10 protein-coding genes are annotated in these 16,291 nt (G+C 71.8%); 5 read left to right on the plus strand and 5 right to left on the minus strand.

All coding sequences use genetic code 11. The features are described 5' to 3' along the window. Positions 1–201: 201 nt before the first annotated feature. The gene (gene pfkB, locus IH68_RS0128705; protein ID WP_030940643.1) at positions 202–1,149 is read right to left on the minus strand and encodes a 1-phosphofructokinase; all 948 of its coding nucleotides are present in this window, start codon (positions 1,147–1,149) and stop codon (positions 202–204) included. A 46-nt stretch (positions 1,150–1,195) separates the two neighbouring features. Further along, positions 1,196–1,957, minus strand: coding sequence for a DeoR/GlpR family DNA-binding transcription regulator (locus tag IH68_RS0128710; protein ID WP_030940645.1), 762 nt, complete (start codon positions 1,955–1,957; stop codon positions 1,196–1,198). 355 nt (positions 1,958–2,312) lie between these two features. Between IH68_RS0128710 and IH68_RS0128715 the strand changes: the two genes are divergently transcribed. The 4 genes from IH68_RS0128715 to fxsT all read left to right on the plus strand — a co-directional run bounded on the left by IH68_RS0128715 (position 2,313) and on the right by fxsT (position 9,698). Then, positions 2,313–3,158, plus strand: coding sequence for a toll/interleukin-1 receptor domain-containing protein (locus IH68_RS0128715; RefSeq protein ID WP_199931938.1), 846 nt, complete (start codon positions 2,313–2,315; stop codon positions 3,156–3,158). Beyond that, complete coding sequence (locus IH68_RS0128720; RefSeq protein ID WP_030940649.1) at positions 3,155–4,702, plus strand: effector-associated domain 2-containing protein; 1,548 nt, start codon at positions 3,155–3,157, stop codon at positions 4,700–4,702. The genes IH68_RS0128715 and IH68_RS0128720 overlap by 4 nt, the downstream gene beginning before the upstream one ends. Positions 4,703–4,786: 84 nt before the next feature. After that, complete coding sequence (locus IH68_RS0128725; RefSeq protein WP_051833779.1) at positions 4,787–5,707, plus strand: hypothetical protein; 921 nt, start codon at positions 4,787–4,789, stop codon at positions 5,705–5,707. A 142-nt stretch (positions 5,708–5,849) separates the two neighbouring features. After that, entirely contained in the window at positions 5,850–9,698 is a 3,849-nt protein-coding gene (gene fxsT / locus IH68_RS0128730; protein ID WP_234341656.1) for an FxSxx-COOH system tetratricopeptide repeat protein, read from the plus strand. A 17-nt stretch (positions 9,699–9,715) separates the two neighbouring features. Here the strand turns inward: fxsT and IH68_RS0128735 are convergent, their stop codons facing one another. Together IH68_RS0128735 and IH68_RS0128740 are read right to left on the minus strand one after the other, a co-directional pair. Then, on the minus strand, positions 9,716–11,530 hold the full coding sequence (locus tag IH68_RS0128735; protein WP_030940656.1) for an HEXXH motif domain-containing protein: 1,815 nt from the start codon (positions 11,528–11,530) through the stop codon (positions 9,716–9,718). Positions 11,531–11,968: 438 nt separating this feature from the next. Then, positions 11,969–13,528 carry an MFS transporter gene (locus IH68_RS0128740; RefSeq protein ID WP_030940658.1) on the minus strand — a complete coding sequence of 520 codons (1,560 nt, stop codon included), beginning with the start codon at positions 13,526–13,528 and terminating at the stop codon, positions 11,969–11,971. A 61-nt stretch (positions 13,529–13,589) separates the two neighbouring features. Here IH68_RS0128740 and IH68_RS0128745 point away from each other — a divergent pair, with 61 nt between their 5' ends. Beyond that, positions 13,590–14,555 (plus strand): helix-turn-helix transcriptional regulator, encoded by a 966-nt coding sequence (locus tag IH68_RS0128745; protein ID WP_030940661.1) that lies wholly within the window; start codon positions 13,590–13,592, stop codon positions 14,553–14,555. Between the two features lie 655 nt (positions 14,556–15,210). Here IH68_RS0128745 and IH68_RS0128750 read toward each other — a convergent pair. After that, positions 15,211–16,209, minus strand: coding sequence for a sigma-70 family RNA polymerase sigma factor (locus tag IH68_RS0128750; RefSeq protein ID WP_030940663.1), 999 nt, complete (start codon positions 16,207–16,209; stop codon positions 15,211–15,213). Between the last annotated feature and the right edge of the window lie 82 nt (positions 16,210–16,291).

Consider the following 16,291-nt stretch of genomic DNA (forward strand, 5'->3'; position numbering starts at 1 on the left):
GGACGGGGGTGCTGCGGGGGGTGGGATCAGTGGGGACGGAGGCGGGGCCGGGACTGCGCCTTCCCGGGGGACGGCCCCCGGACCCCCGGCCGAAAAGCAGGTCAGCCTGAGTGACCGGTGCGGACATCGCGACTGCAATCCTGAGTAACAGGGAGCCTCGCCACTTGCGAGCCTGCGGCGGTCCGCACAGCACGGGACACGTCATGACACCGGCTCCTTGAGTACGAGGTCCACCGGCACGTCGGCCGTCACCGTGACCGCCGCCGGATCCAGGTCCCGTGGGGTCGGCATCACGCTGCCCGGCAACTGGACGGCCGCCGCGCCGTGTGCGACCGCCGAGGCGAGGGCCTCCGGGCCGCTGCCGCCTGCGATCAGGAAACCTGCCAGGGAGGAATCGCCGGCACCCACATTGCTGCGTACGGCGTCCACTCGCGCGCTGCCGAACCAGACGCCCGAGGCGTCCACGAGCAGCTGCCCGTCGGCGCCCAGGCTCGCGAGGACGGCACATGCGCCCATCTCGCGCAGTTCCTCGGCCGCCTTCACCGCGTCGCCCACGGTGAACAGGGGGCGCCCGACGGCCTCGGAGAGCTCCTCGGCGTTCGGCTTCACCACGTCGGGCCGCTCGCGCAGCGCCGCCAGCAGGGCGGGCCCGGAGGTGTCCAGGGCGATCCGTGCACCCCCGGCGTGCACCCGGGCGACGACATCGGCGTACCACGCCGGCGCGAGCCCCCGCGGCAGACTCCCGCAGCAGGCGATCCAGTCCGCGTCGGGCGACTGCCGGTGCACGGTGTTCAGCAGCAGCTCCTGCTCCCGGGCCGACAGCTCAGGACCGGGGGCGTTGATCTTCGTGAGCACCCCGTCCGCCTCCGCGAGCGCGATGTTCGAGCGGGTGGCCCCGGCGACCGGGACCGGCGCGACCTCGATGCCCTGCGCGTCGAGCAGTTCGGCGACGAGCGCGCCCGGCGCACCGCCCAGGGGCAGCACCGCGACCGTGCGCCGCCCGGCGGCCGCGACCGCACGCGAGACGTTCACACCCTTGCCGCCCGGGTCCATGCGCTCGCCGGTGGCGCGGATGACCTCGCCACGGTCGAGCGAGGGGACCTCGTACGTACGGTCCAGGGACGGGTTCGGGGTGACGGTGAGGATCATGCGCACTCGTTTCTACAGACACAACACACAGCACTTCCGTGCCGCTCTACACACACAGCACTTCAGTGCCGCCGCGCTCGATGGCGGTGGCGTCTTGCGGGCTCAGCCCGCTGTCGGTGATCAGCAGGTCCACGTCGCTCAGGTCGCCGAAGCGGGCGAAGTGCTCCTGGCCGTGCTTGGACGAGTCGGCGAGCAGCACCACCCGGCGGGCCGCGGCCACCGCCGCGCGCTTGACCGCGGCCTCGGCGAGGTCGGGGGTGGTCAGCCCATGCTCGGCGGAGAAGCCGTTGGCCGCCACGAACAGCACGTCCGCCCGGATCTCGCTGTAGGCACGCAGCGCCCAGGCGTCCACGGCGGCGCGTGTACGGTGCCGTACGCGCCCTCCGACCAGGTGGAGCTGGATGCCGGGGTGGTCCGCGAGGCGGGCCGCGATCGGCAGGCTGTGCGTGACGACGGTGAGCGACGCCTCCAGGGGCAGCGCGGCAGCGAGCCTCGCCACCGTCGTACCGGCGTCGAGGATCATCGTGCCCTCGCTCGGCAGCTCCGTGAGGGCGGCCTTGGCGATGCGGTCCTTCTCGTCGGTCGAGGTGCCCTCGCGCTCGGCGAGGTCCGGCTCGAAGTCGAGCCGCCCGGCCGGTATGGCACCGCCGTGCACCCGCCGGACGAGCCCCGCGCGGTCGAGGGCCTTCAGGTCCCGGCGGATCGTCTCCGCCGTCACCTGGAACTCCTCGGCCAGCGACAGCACGTCCACCCGCCCGCCGTCACGGGCAAGCCGGAGAATCTCCTGCTGCCGCTCCGGTGCGTACATGTCCGTTCGCCTCCGACTCATGCCCGAACTTGTGGTTTCACCCGGAGGCTACGCCCGGATTTCTGGAAAGTAAACAGGTTCGGGCGCAACCCAGACACAAACGGGCATCGATACGGGACAGACCAGCAGCATCACCCTGGTCTTCGACCGAAGAAGCCGACACCTTCCACCATCGACACCCCAGAACGCCTCAGCCGCAAACTCGGCAGCAGCCACCACGCGAGCCGCCGACCGGGAATGCCGCGCCGACTGCGCCATCGACCCCATGCCGTTATGAGCCGACTGCGGAAGCCCTGACGGGCTGTCACCCCGTCCGTATCCTGGACTCCGGGACGCAACTTCTTCGGGGGGTGTTGTGGACACGGACGACCCCAACGCGCTTGGCCGGGCGGACGGCGGTCGCAACTGGCCCATCAATGTGGTCCAGGCGCTGCTCGCCTCGCCCAAGCTCGCGGACGATCTGACCCGGGCACTGTTGTTCGAGCTGGTGGGGGCAGAGCTGGAGCAGCCGCTGGAGGCGGCGGACCAGCCGAGCCTGATGCGCGAGTTCCTGGAGCTGGTGCGGTACTGCGAGGAGCAGCAGGGTGGTCTGATGGCGTTGGCGCACGCGGTGGAGCAGATCGAAGGTACGAGCTGGACCTCCCATGTGGTGGGCGAGCTGGTGCGGCAGCGGCTGGCCCGGCCGCCGTCGGCCGGGGTCAACGGGGCTGCCGTGCCGGCGCACCGGCGGATCGACGACCGCCGGGACTTCTTCGTCTCGTACACCGCCACGGACCGCCGGTGGGCCGTGTGGATCTCGTGGCAGCTGGAGAAGGCGGGTTACAGCGTCCTGGTGCAGGAATGGGACTTCGTCCCGGGCACCAACTGGCTGTTCGGCATGGACGGGGGCGTGACACAGTGCGAACGCACCATCGCGGTCCTCTCCCCGGCATATCTGGACTCCGTCTACGGCCGGCTGGAGTGGCAGGCGGTCCAGGGCGGCGACCCGGCCGGTCTGCTGCGCAATCTCGTGCCGGTGATGGTGGACCGGTGTGCTCCGCCGGGCCTGCTGCGCTCGGTCGTGTACATCGATCTGTCGCCGCCGGAGCTGGGCGACGAGGCCGCCCGGGAGCTCCTGCTGGCGGGCGTCGGCGGTGCGCGCACCGGCCGCTCCAAACCGGCCGTCGCGCCGCCCTTCCCCCGCTCGGAGGGGCCGCGTTGACGGAGCCGGGCGGCGAGGACCGCAACGCCTCCCGGATACGCCGCCGGATCGGCGCACAGACGGCGCGGACGCTGCTCGGGATGCGTGCCCTGGGTACGTTCGAGGGGCGCGCCGAGCTGGCCGCCGCGGTGGGCCGGGAGACCGGGCGTCCGCTCGCGACGCGGGACGAGGACACCGTCGCGCAGCAGTTCCTGAACGTGTTCCGGCACTGCTCTCTGGCCCCGGACGGGCTGTCGGTGCTGGCGGGCGTGCTGCACGGCATGGATCCGTACTGTTCGCAGGTGTTCGCCGTGCAGCGGCTCGCCGACGAGTGGACCGCGGTGGGCTCGCTGGAGGGGCTGGCGGTCCTCGGGTCCTGGAGGTATCTCGCCGAGGCGCTGCACCCGCTGCAGCCGTTGCCGTACCCGTACAAGATGCGGTCCGCACTGGTCTGGCTCGCCACCGGAAAGCGGCTGACCGAACCGCCGCCGCACGCCGAGAACCCGTGGCACGACTTCCTCTATCTCGCCGGGCAGAACACGGCCCCCGGTGAGCTGCCCCCGTGGATGCTCCACCTGGACGTCTGCGCCCCGTACATGAGCCGGGAGCTCAGCGAGGAGATCATCGCCCGCAACCGGCACTGGTCGCTGGGCCTGGGGCTGTCCGAGCTGCTGGACGAGGAGCGGAACAGGGCCCGGGGGTCGTCGGTGTCCGGGGTGGCCCGGCAGCTGAGGCGGTATCTGGCGATCCGTATCGAGACGGACCCGCTGAACAACACCCAGTACAACGTGTTCCCGTCGCACATGTCGGACGGGCCGGGCCGCGGCTGGGTGCAGGGGCAGCCGCGGCACCAGGTGCCGGTGGAGCAACTGGAGGACGTGGTCGGCTCGATCGTCCGGCAGACCGAGCGGCACCGGCGGGCGGGGCCGGCCGGTGCGGCCGAACCGGCCCCGCTCTTCCTGGAGTTCGTGCTGCCGTTCGAGCTGCTGAACCTGCCCGTGGAGTGGTGGCCGCACGACTGGGACTGGGCCTCGCAGGTGACGTCGGCGAGCGAGTTCTCGGTGGTCATCCGCAGCCTGGACCGCTTGCAGACCCGGGAGTGGCACGAGTTCTGGAACGCCCGCTGGCAGCAGCTCGGCGCGGACGAACCGCCGTCGCGCTCGGTCTGCTACGCGGCCGACACCCGGGTCCGGTCCGGTGCGGCGCAGACCCTGGAGCAGCGCCTCGACGAGGACGAGCACCTGGTCGCCCTGGTGCTGAGCGAACCGCCGCTGACCGGCACCGGGCACGGCGGCCAGGAGTTGCAGACCGCCTTGCGCATGGGGCTGCCGGTGGTGATCTGGAACCGGGCCGACCGGGCCACGACGGGGCTGCGGGAGGTCCTGGACGATCTGCTCGGCGGTGGCCTGAAGCGGTTCCCGGCCAGAGTCGACGCGTATCGCCGCGAGGCCGCCGGCCAGAACGGCGACGCCGCCTCCGCGGGTCACACCGGCCACATTGGCCGCCATCTGACGGTCCTGTGGGACGACGCCGAACGCAACCCGATGGATCCGGACCCGGCCTGACGGCTCTTCGGGGGGTCTGGGGCACGTGCACAGCCGTACGACCGGACCGCGCAGTGCGGCCGGCAACCGGAGAGGACACCGCTGATGTCGCCGACCGCCGAGCCCTGGGGCGTCTACCGAGGAACGGGCCTGCCCGGCTCCGCGGCCGCCGGCCCCTGGCCGGAGCCGCCACCCTGGCGCCGGTTCCACAACGGCCCCTGCCTGCCCCCGCCACCCGCCGACCCGTATGCGGCCGCCGTGCTCGGCGACGGAACGAAGCCGCTGCCGGCCGCCCCCGGCGAGGTCGAGCGGGTCAACGCGGCACTGGCACTGTGCCGTCCACTGCTGGTGACCGGCGAGCCCGGCACCGGCAGGTCGGCACTCGCGTACCGGATCAGCCGCGAACTGGACCTCGGCCGGGTGCTGCGCTGGCGCATCACCAGCATGTCCACACTCCAGGAGGGGCTCTACGACGGGGCCGGCCGGCTCGGACCGCTGGGCACCGCCTTTCTGCCGTACCGCAGACCGCGGGTACTGCTCCTCGACCGGCTGGACCGGGCGGAGATCGCGCTGCCGGAGGACCTGTGCACGGTGCTGGACGCGGGCGGCTTCACGGTGCCCGGGGCTCCCGCGCACGTGGCGACCGACGACGACTCGGAGGCCGCGGTGCCGCTGCGCGGCGGCGCCGTGCAGTGTCACGCCTTCCCCCTCGTGGTGATCACCACCGGCGGCGACCGCGACGTGTCGCCTGCGCTGGCCGAGCGGTGCGTGCCGTTGACGCTGGCGCGGCCGAACCGGGCGGCCCTGGAGGCCGTCGCGGCCGCGCGCTTCCCGGACGGCGTGGCGGAGGACATCCTGACCGCCTTCCTCGACCGGGCCGAGGCGGCCCAGGGGCCGGTGGTGGGGCGGCTGCTCGATGCGCTGCATCTGGCGGGGCAGGGTGCGGTGGCCGCTCTCGCCGAGGGGCGCAGCTGGCAGGAGGCACTGGACACGGTGTGGGCGTGGACGGGGGAAGAGCAGCTGTGATGAACACTCCACGGGGAGTGCCACGGTCGGCCGTCGATCGTCTTGAGGCTCGTCGTGGCTGGTCGCGCCCCGCGGCGGAGCCGCAACTCGATACAGCCCCGCGCCCCTTTGGGGCGCTACCGGCAACGGAGGCCGCCACACCATGACCCCGCCTCCCACCTGGCCCCCGCTGCCCCCCGAGCTACCCGACGCGCTCCTCCGCACGGGCGCAGCTCTACGCCGACCCGCCGGCCACCCCCCAGGAACCCGCTGGGACATCGCCGTGGTCGCCGACTCCGGGCCCACCATGGGGATCTGGGAGCCGACGGTACGGGCGTTCACCCGTGCACTGCACCGCACCGGGTGCTTCGGCCGGATCACCGCGCACCGGTTCCCGTACGGGCGTGGAAGGGCTCCGGCGACACTGCCGCAGCACGGCGCGGCGGGGCGGCTGACTCTGCTGCTCACCGACGGTGCCGGGCCGCACTGGCGTGACCACGGCGTGGAGCCCTTGCTGCGGCGCTGGGCGCAGGCCGGGCCGGTCTGTCTGATCCATCTCCTGCCGCATCCGGTGTGGCCGGTGACGGGTCTGCGCGGCTGGCAGGTGCAGCTGCGCGCCCCCGCGCCGGGAGCACCCAACAACCGGCTGCGCTGGCGGGCCCGCGGGCTGGTCCCCGACCCGTACGATCTGCCGCCGGCGCCGGGGCGGCCCGACGTGCCGGTCCCCGTGCTGGAGCTGTCCGCCCGCTGGCTGGACGCCTGGGCCTGCCTGCTGGGCGGTGCGCCCCCGCGCTGGTTGCCGCTCACCGTGACCTTCCCCCGCGCGCACGTACCCGCCCCTCCCGAACCGGACCCGCTGCAGCAGGACGCCCCGGCGCAGGTGGCCCGTCTGCGGTCGGCGGCACCCCAGCAGGTGTTCACGCTGGCCACCATGCTCGCCGCGATCCCCCTCACCGACCCGCTGGTCCGGCAGGTGCAGGACGCGCTGCTGCCGGGCAGCTCGCTCACGGACTTCGCGCTGCTGCTCGCACAGGGGATCGTCCGCCCGGCCGACCGCGCGTTCCCCGCCTACGAGTTCGCGCCCGGTGTGCGCGAGGAGCTGCTGGCCGCCGGACGCCGTACCGACCTGGTCCGGGTTGTCGAACTGGTGGGGGATCGCCGGGGACCCGGCGGGGAACACTTGTGGCGACTGCCCCGGTTGCTGCGCGGCGAGTCCGTGTCCCGAGTCCCTCCGGTGGACGCGGAGTCCGGTCCGTGGCTGCTGGCGGAAAGCGCCGTGCTCCACGCCCTGTCCGGGCCGTTCCTGAAACCGGCCGGAGAGGTGGACAAGGCGGTCGCGGACCTCCGGGAGGAGCCTGCGCACCGGCACACGTCCCGCACCAGCACCACCGCACCGTTCACACTCAGCGACCCCGTCGCCCGCACCCCGGGCGACGCCGACCACCCGACGCATCAGGGGAACAGGAGGCCGGCGATGCCAGAGCAGGCCCCGGCGAACACGGCGGGTACCGAACGCACCAGGAACACCCCCACGGTCTGGGGGAACATTCCGCCGCGCAACCCGAACTTCACCGGCCGCAAGGAGCTCCTGGAGGCCCTCCACCAGCGGCTGCTGCAGGAGAAGACGACAGCTGTCCTGCCCCACGCCCTGCACGGCATGGGAGGCGTCGGCAAGAGTCTGCTGGCGGTGGAGTACCTGTATCGCCGGATGTCCGAGTACGACGTGGTGTGGTGGATCTCCGCCGAGCGCACCGCGCAGATCTCCCTGTCCCTGGTGGAGCTCGCCCCGCGCCTGGGCATCAGCGCCGGCAGCGACGCCTCCTCGACGGTCGCGGCCGTCCTGGAGGCGCTGCGCATCGGACGGCCGTACGCCAACTGGCTGTTGGTGTTCGACAACGCCGAAAGCCCGGAGGCGGTACGGGCGTTCTTCCCGGCCGGCGGCCCCGGCAACATCCTCATCACCTCCCGAAACCCCCAATGGGCGTCCATCGCCCGCCCGTTGGAGGTCGACGTCTTCCTCCGCGAAGAGAGCAAGCAGCTGCTGCGGCTGCGCGGCCCGGAGATCAGCGACGAGGACGCCGACCGGCTGGCCCAGGCGCTGGGCGACCTGCCGCTGGCCATCGAGCAGGCGGCCGCCTGGCATGCGGAGACCGGCATGCTGGTCGACGAATACCTGCGCCTGCTGACCGAGAAACGCGTGGACCTGCTGCGCGGCACGGCACCGCTGGACAACCAGCACCCGGTCATCGCGGCCTGGAACATCTCCCTGGACCAGCTGGAGACCAAGAACCCGGCCGCCTACCAGCTCCTCCAGGTCTGCTCCTTCTACGCCCCCGAGCCCATCGCCCGCTCCCTCTTCGCCCGTATGCCACGCGGCTCGATCGCACCGGAACTGGACCTGGCGCTGGAGGACCCGATCCGGCTCGGCCAGGTCATACGGGAGATAGGCCGCTACTCCCTGGCCCGCTTCAACCACCGCAACAACTCCCTGCAGATGCACCGCCTGGTCCAGGCCGCCCTGCTGTACCGGATGACGGAGGAGGACCGTTCGACGATGCGTCGGGGGGCGCATCTGCTGCTGGCGGCGAGTGATCCCAACGACCCGGACAACGTGCTGCGCTGGGACCGGTACGGCGCGCTCTATCCGCATGTCCTCGTCTCCGACGCGGCCCAGTCCGACGAGGGCTGGGTGCGCAACCTCGTCGTCAACGAGGTCATCTACCTCCTGCGGTTCGGCGACTACCAGCCCTGCCTGGAACTGGCCCGCACCGCGCACGAGACCTGGTCCGTAAAACTCGGCCAGGACCACCCCCAGACCCTCCAGGTGGCCCGCTGGCTGGGCTTCCTGCTCTTCAGCCTGGGCCGCTACCGGGAGGCCGCCGAGCTCAACTCGGCCACCCTGGAGGCCTACCGGCGCACCGTCGGCCCCGACGCCCAGGACACCGCCGACGCCCTCGGCAACGTCGCCATCGACCATCGCGTGAGCGGCGCCTTCAGCGAGGCCCTCAGCCTCTCGCAATCCGTCCACCAGCAGTACCTGCGACTGCTGGGTCCCGACGACCCCGAAACCCTGCGTGCCGCCCACAACCTCGGCGTCAGCCTCCGCCTCGTCGGCGACTTCGCCCGCGCCCGCGACCTCGACCAGCAGACCTGGAATGGCTACACCGAGATCTACGGCCAGGACCACGTCCTGTCGCTGCTCAGCTGGCTCGGCTACATCCTCGACACCCGGGAACTGGGCGAGTACGCCGTCGCGCTGACGTACCACCGGGAGCTCGTCGACCGGTCCAACTCCCTGCTGGGCAGCACCAACCCACTCAGCCTCTCCTGCTACCGCCACCTCGCGGTGGCCCTGCGCAAGGCCGGCGAGCACCAGGAGGCCATGGAGACGGCCGAGCAGGCCCGCACCGACCTCATCCACCGGTACGGCACGGACAATCCCGAATCCATGGCCGCCACCCTGGAGTTGTCGGTGCATCTGCGGCACAGCGGCGACCTTCCGGAGGCGCTGCGGCTGGGCACCGACATCTGCGAGCAGTACGAGAAGACGTACGGCAAACACCATCCGCACGCCCTGTCGGCCGCGCTGAACCTGGCGATCACCTACCGGCTGCTGGGCAACGCGGCGGCCTCGCAGTACATCAACTCACTGGTGCTGGAGGAGTTCACGGCGACCCTGGGCGACATGCATCCCTCGACCCTGGTGTGCCGCACCAACCTCGCCAGCGACCACTACGCCCTCGGCGACCCCGCCACCGCCCGCGAACTGGACACCGAAACCCTCCGCCGCTCCCGCGAGGTCTTCGACGACGACCACCCCTCCACCCTGGCCTGCGCCGCCAACCTCGCCATGGACCTGCGCGCGCTCGGCCACACCGAGGAGGCGGCCACGCTGCATACGGACACGCATGAACGTCTCAGCCGGAAGCTGGGCAGCAGCCACCCCGCGGTGCGGCTGGCCGCCGACTGGGAACACCGGGCCGATTGCGACATCGACCCGATGCCGTTGTAGCAGCGGCTTGGCCGTCCCTATCGGGGCGCCAGCCAATGCGCCAGCGCTACCGGATCCGGTGGTTCCGGCAACAAACGGCTTACGGCTACGGCCAGTTCGGGGCGGCTGGTCAGGGCGGCCCCGGCGGCCTCCTCGCCCGTCTCGGTCAACGCCAGGCCGAGGCCGGCCCAGGCGGCGGGTCTGGCGCCGGTGACGGCCAGCTCCTCGGCGTAGAGCTTGACCGCGGTCTTCGCGTCGCCCGCCACCAGTGCCAGATCGGCCGAGGCGGCGCCGGGCACCTGGGCGGCGGGGTCGTCGTCGGCGAGCAGTCTCGCGTACTCCGCGGGGTCGACGAGGCTGAGGCGGGCCAGCAGCGCCAGGGTGTCGAGCCGGCAGGCGCCGGGGTCCGTGCGCAGTTCGGGCTCCGGCTCCGGCACCGGAGGAGTGCCCGAATCGTCGACGTGAGCCCGGTGGCCGTGCTGCCATGCCTGCGCCAGCGCCTGTGCGTAGGCCTTGGGGGTGTGCAGGTGGTGGGCGCGCCAGGTCGCGTGGTGGTGGGCGGACGCCAGCCGGGCGAGGTTCACCTCGTGCTGCCCCACCGGCTCCGCGCGCCAGGGCGCGGTCTGCTCCGTGAGCGCCTCGCAGAGCCGGCGCCCGAGCGGGGTCAGCAGGGGGTGGTCCCGCAGGGTGGTGAGCACCTGGTCCAGGGCGTCCCGCAACAGCGCGAACTCGAAGCCCGCGAGGCCCTCCTCCCCTCGCGCACGCCAGTAGCGTGCGACCCCCGAAAAGGCGTACGCCCCGTGCACCAGCCCGCCCAGCGGACGCGGATCGTCGCGCCAGGGGGCGTAGAACAGGTCTCCGCAGTCCTCGAAGAGCGGGGCGAGGAAGATGAGGCCGTTGAGCAGGGTGTGCCGGAACTCATGGATGAGGGCCACGCCGAGCTGGGCCGGCAGCACCGCCGTGTCCTCGTCCGGCTCGGTCAGCAGTACGCAGCCGAAGGCGTCGCTGGACGAGGCGGTGCGCCCGCGCAGGCGTTCCCGGTGGGGCAGCGGGACGAGGGACAGCAGTCCGGTGCAGAGCGCACGGGCGTCGGCCCGGTGGTCGGCCACCAGAAGGGGCCACATGGCGGAGACCCAGCGCTGCCAGTCGGCGAACCCCTCGGGTGCCAGCCGCCGGGACGCGGCCAGCCCGCTCACCGCCGGGTAGGAGCCGAGGTCGTCGATCGCGAGCGTGAGGGTCAGGCCTTCGGCGGTGGCGCGCAGCCGGCGCAGCCCCTCCCAGCCGGGAGCGTCGCGCTCGGGATCCTCCGGCAGCGTCACCGCCGTACCGCCCCCGACCATGCTCACCACGCCGTCCTGCGCCCGCACCTCGGCGGTCCCCCAGCGCTCGGCGGTGTCCAGGCGCGCACGCCCCAGGCACGGCAGGAACACGGTCCCCTCCCGCACCGGGACCCGCACCCGGAAGGGGGCGCCCGCCATGATCGACACGGTGGCCGCGAGCTGGGCGAGGAAACCCAGTTCCACCCACAGCGGCACGTCCTGCGCGCTCTCGTCCCGCTCGGCCCGGGACAGCCGCCGGAACAGGGCGGCCGCCCACAGTCCGACCTGCGGATCGAGCAGTACGGCGCGAACGGCCTCGGGGGCCCGCTTCTCGACGCTCTCCAGCAGCCGCCACGCCTCCCCGACCCGGGCGGCCTCGGCCTCGGGGGTGCCGGCGCAGGAGTCCAGGATTCCGCGCATGAGCAGCAGCCGACGGCTGTACTCCACGTCCAGGAGCACGGCGACCGCCGTGTCGTCCTCGGTGGTGGCCAGCAGGGACCGCAGCACGGACACGGACAGCTGGTGATGGTGCATCGGCACGATTTCCTCGTTCCCGGCCGGGAGGGTGACGTGCCGTGAAATTTAACCGGTCAGACCCTGCACGGAGACTGTGTTGCCAATTCTTACGGGGACTCCTGCGGGCCTGGGCGGCAACTAGCTACCGCTGCTGCCACCGATGGTGGAAAGCGGTTGGTTGACGCAGCGCCTCAGATGCTTGACGGAGGATTCCAGAACCATGCTGTCCAGGCTGCTGAGCTCTCCGAGGGAAAGCCCCGAGAGGTCGGGAAGCCAACTGGACATGGCCGTTTCCGACGCCGCCGCCTCGGATGGAGTGGCCTGATTCCTCGATGCCATGACGCCCCGTTGCTTCCCGGTTTCTACGACACGCGGACCGGTCGCCCGCGCAGGATAGATAAGTGTGGCACAAAACACAACCACCTGCCCCGATACGAGCTCGGGGCAGGTGGTGTTTCAGCGGACAGGAACAAGTTCCTCCTGGCCCACGGGCACATCCTGCGCACGCTCCGGGCGTCCGTCATCGGCGCCCTCCTCCGCGGCCGGCGCACTCGCGCGTACCGGCAGCGCGAACATCAGCAGGAAGATCGCCCCCATCACCGCGGCAACCCACCCCAGCGCATGCTGGAAGGCGTTCACGAAGGCCGGGCCCACCTCGGACCGCGTCAGCCGGTCGCCGATCTCCCCGAAGAACACCACCGAGACCAGCCCGAGCCCCAGCGCATTGCCCATCTGCTGCACGGTGTTGATGAGCCCCGACGCCGAGCCGGCGTGCTCGCGCGGCACGTCCGACAGCACCGCGTCCGTCAGCGGGGCGACGATCAGGCCCATGCCCACGCCCATCACGATCAGGGGCAGCGCCATCTGCCAGGAGGCGATGGCGAGGCCGTAGCGGCCGGACTCCCAGATGTAGAGCAGGACGCCCGCGGCCATGAGCAGTGCGCCCGCCTGGAGCACCTTGCGGCCGAAGCGCGGCACCAGCTTCTGCACGGACAGGCCGGCCGCGGTGGAGACGGAGATCGAGAACGGCACACCGGTCAGCCCCGCCCGCAGCGGGCTCCAGCCCAGGCCGGTCTGCATGTACAGCGTCCACACCAGGAAGAACACCCCGAGCGCGATCCCGAACACGGTCTGCACGGCGATACCGGCCGCGAAGCTCTTCACCCGGAACAGCGAGAGCTCCACCAGCGGAGATCCGTCCCGTCCGGCCTTGCGCCTCTCGTACGCCACCAGCGCCGCGAAGACGACCAGCGCGCCCGCCATCGAGAGGTACCCCCACAGCGGCCAGCCCAGCTCACGACCGCGAGTGAGCGGGTACAGCAGCATCGTCAGACCGAGGGTGACGAGGGCGACCCCGACCAGGTCCAGCTTCAGCGCCCGCGGTGCCTTCGACTCGGTGATGAAGCGGCTGCCGAGGACCAGGCCTGCGATGCCGACCGGGAGATTGATGAGGAAGATCGGCCGCCACTGAAGACCCCACAGGTTCCACTCCGTCAGCAGCGCGCCGAGCAGCGGACCCGAGACGGCCCCGAGCCCCACGATCGCGCCGAACAGCCCGAACACCTTGCCCCGCTCGTGCGCCGGGAAGGTGGCGTGCACGATCGACAGGACCTGCGGCACCATCATCGCCGCCATACCGCCCTGCAGGATCCGGGAGGCGACGAGCATCTCCGGGTTCGCGGCGAAGCCGCACAGCGCGGAGGCGAGGGTGAAGCCGCCGATGCCGACGAGGAACAGCCGCTTGCGGCCGTGGATGTCGCCGAGGCGTCCGCCGGTGATCAGTCCCGCGGCGAAGGCGAGCGCGTAACCGGCGGTGATCCACTGGATCTGGCTGACGGAGGCGCCGGCCTCCCGCTGGATCGACGGGATCGCGATGTTGACGATCGTGACGTCGACGAGGTCCATGAAGGCCGCGGTCATCACGATGGCAAGGGCGAACCAGCGCCTGCGGTCGCCTGCGGCGGGCCGGGCACCCGGGGTGCCCGCGGAAACGGATGGGATCTCGGTGGAGGTCATACCCCGAAGCTAGACCCCTACTAGGTCAGATCGTGTCCTACTTCTGCGGCATGCTCTCACCATGACGACGGACACCCCGGCCCGACTCCTCCAACTCCTCTCCCTCCTCCAGACTCCCCGCGAATGGCCCGGCGGCGAGCTCGCCGACCGGCTGGGCGTGTCGCGGCGGACGGTCCGGCGGGACATCGACCGGCTGCGCGAGCTCGGCTACCCGGTACAGGCGACCCTGGGTGCCGAGGGCGGCTACCGGCTGGTCGCGGGCAAGGCGATGCCGCCGCTCGTCCTCGACGACGAGGAGGCCGTGGCGATCGCGGTCGGCCTGCGGGCGGGTGCCGGGCACGCCCTGGAGGGCGTGGACGAGGCGTCCGTACGGGCCCTGGCCAAGCTGGAACAGGTGCTGCCCTCCCGCCTGCGCCACCGCGTCTCCACGCTCCAGGCCGCGACCACGCCGCTGACCAGCGGGGACGGGGCGAGCATCGCGCCCGAGACGCTGACGGTCATGGCGTCCACGGTGGCCGGGCACGAGCGCCTGCGCTTCGCCTACCGCGCCGGCGACGGCACCGAGTCACGACGCCTGACGGAGCCGTACCGCCTCGTCTCGACCGGCCGCCGCTGGTACCTCGTCGCATACGACCTCGACCGCGCCGACTGGCGCACGTTCCGCGTCGACCGGGTGAGGGATCCCTTCGCAACCGGCGCACGGTTCACCCCGCGGGAGCTGCCGACAGGAAGCGCGGCGGAGTACCTGCGCCGCTCGATGCAACGACACCAGGAGTCGTACGACTTCGAGGTCACCTTCACGGCCCCCGCGGAAACGGTCGCGACCCGCGTCCCGTCCTGGCTGGGCACACCGGAGCCGATCGCCGAGGGCACCTGCCGCCTGCGGGGCCGAACGGGCGACGCGGCGGACTGGCTGGCAGTACGGCTGGCCCTGCTGGGCTTCGAGTTCACGGTACGAGAGCCGGCCGAACTGGCGGAGTGCGTACGAGAGTTGGGCGGACGGCTCATGCGGGCCGGGGGTGGGTGAGGCGCGCCCCGAAGGTGCGCGGGGCTGTATCGGTCTGCGGCTCCGCCGCGCGGGCGCGACCAGCCGCACCGGCGACCGCGGCAGCGAAACGCAGTGCGTGCTCCGGAGCCTGCGGGACCGAGAGGTCGGCGGGGCGAGGGGGAACCGTCTCACCTTGGGCGGGTTAGCGAAACGTGACGATCATATGGCAGAGTGTCACGCGCATGTCCGGCGCCCAGGCGACGCCGGGCACCCTCCTCGATCGGGCCGCACGGCCTGTTTGACCAGCGTCCGGAGGGACGTGCCACGCGGGCTGACGGCTCCTGCCGTTCGGCACCAGGGCACGAAGACGACTGGCCACCCGTCCTGAGCAACGCTCAGAACTTCCGGCGAGTCAGAGACGCTGTGCCGCTGTGGCACACATGACGGCGGGGCCCCCCCCCCGTTTGGTCTGGGGGGGGGCCCCGCCCTGTGTGGCACAACCGGCCAGCGGCTGCCCGCCCCCGCCAGCTCCGAGCGGGCTGTGCCCTGAAGTCTTGTTCCCTGCGTTCTGACGGTTGAAGCGGCGTTGTACCGCCATGTTTGCGCGGTCTTTCGCCACCCGGCGTGCGCGGCCGCGGGCGTCGTACGCCACCCGGCACTCACCGGGTGCCGTACGCGCCCCCGCGACTGTTCGTCAGGCCGCCGCCTCGAAGCCCGTGCTGCGCGCCAGCTTCTTCAGCTCCAGCAGGGCATGCTTCTCGATCTGCCGGATCCGCTCGCGGGTCAGACCGTGCTCCTTGCCGACCTCCGTCAGGGTGCGCTCGCGGCCGTCGTCGATGCCGTAGCGCATCTTGATGATGGACGCCGTGCGCGGGTCGAGGCGGCCGATGAGGTGGTCGAGTTCCTCGCTGCGGAGCAGGGTGAGGACGGACTGCTCGGGGGAGACCGCGGAGGTGTCCTCGAGCAGGTCGCCGAACTGGGTCTCGCCCTCGTCGTCCACCGCCATGTTCAGCGAGACCGGGTCGCGGGCCCAGTCCAGGACGTCGATCACACGGTCCGGGTTCGAGCCGAGCTCGGCGGCGATCTCCGCGGGCTCCGGGTCGCGGCCGTGCTCGCGGTTGAACTCCCGCTGCACACGGCGGATCCGGCCCAGCTCCTCCACCAGGTGGACGGGCAGGCGGATGGTGCGCGACTGGTCCGCTATCGAGCGGGTGATCGCCTGACGGATCCACCAGGTCGCGTACGTCGAGAACTTGAAGCCCTTGCGGTAGTCGAACTTCTCGACCGCGCGCACCAGACCGGCATTGCCCTCCTGGATCAGGTCGAGCAGGGGCAGACCGCTACGGGGGTAACGGCGCGCCACGGCCACGACCAGGCGGAGGTTGGAGCGGATGAAGATGTCCTTGGCGCGCTCACTGTCGTCGACGAGGGCCTGCAGCTCCTCGCGGGTGGCCTCGGCCTTGGACTCCTCGTACCCGTCGAGAACCTGTCGCGCGAACACACCCGCCTCAATGATCTGGGACAGCTCGACCTCCTTGGCGGCGTCGAGCAGCGGTGTGCGCGCGATCTCGTCGAGGTACATGCCGACCAGGTCACGGTCGGCGATTTCGCCGGCGTGGGCGCGAACACTGCTTGCCGCGTCGGCCGTCTCGCCGGTGGCGGACTTACGACGGGCGACGGCACGGGTTGCCATGCGTGCTCCCTTGCGATGGTGGGCTGGCGGGTGGTCTCTCAGACGCCGGGCACTCGCCTTCGAGTGCCGCTGAGCACTTTGG

Source organism: Streptomyces sp. NRRL S-646, from assembly GCF_000720765.1.
Taxonomy (GTDB): domain Bacteria; phylum Actinomycetota; class Actinomycetes; order Streptomycetales; family Streptomycetaceae; genus Streptomyces.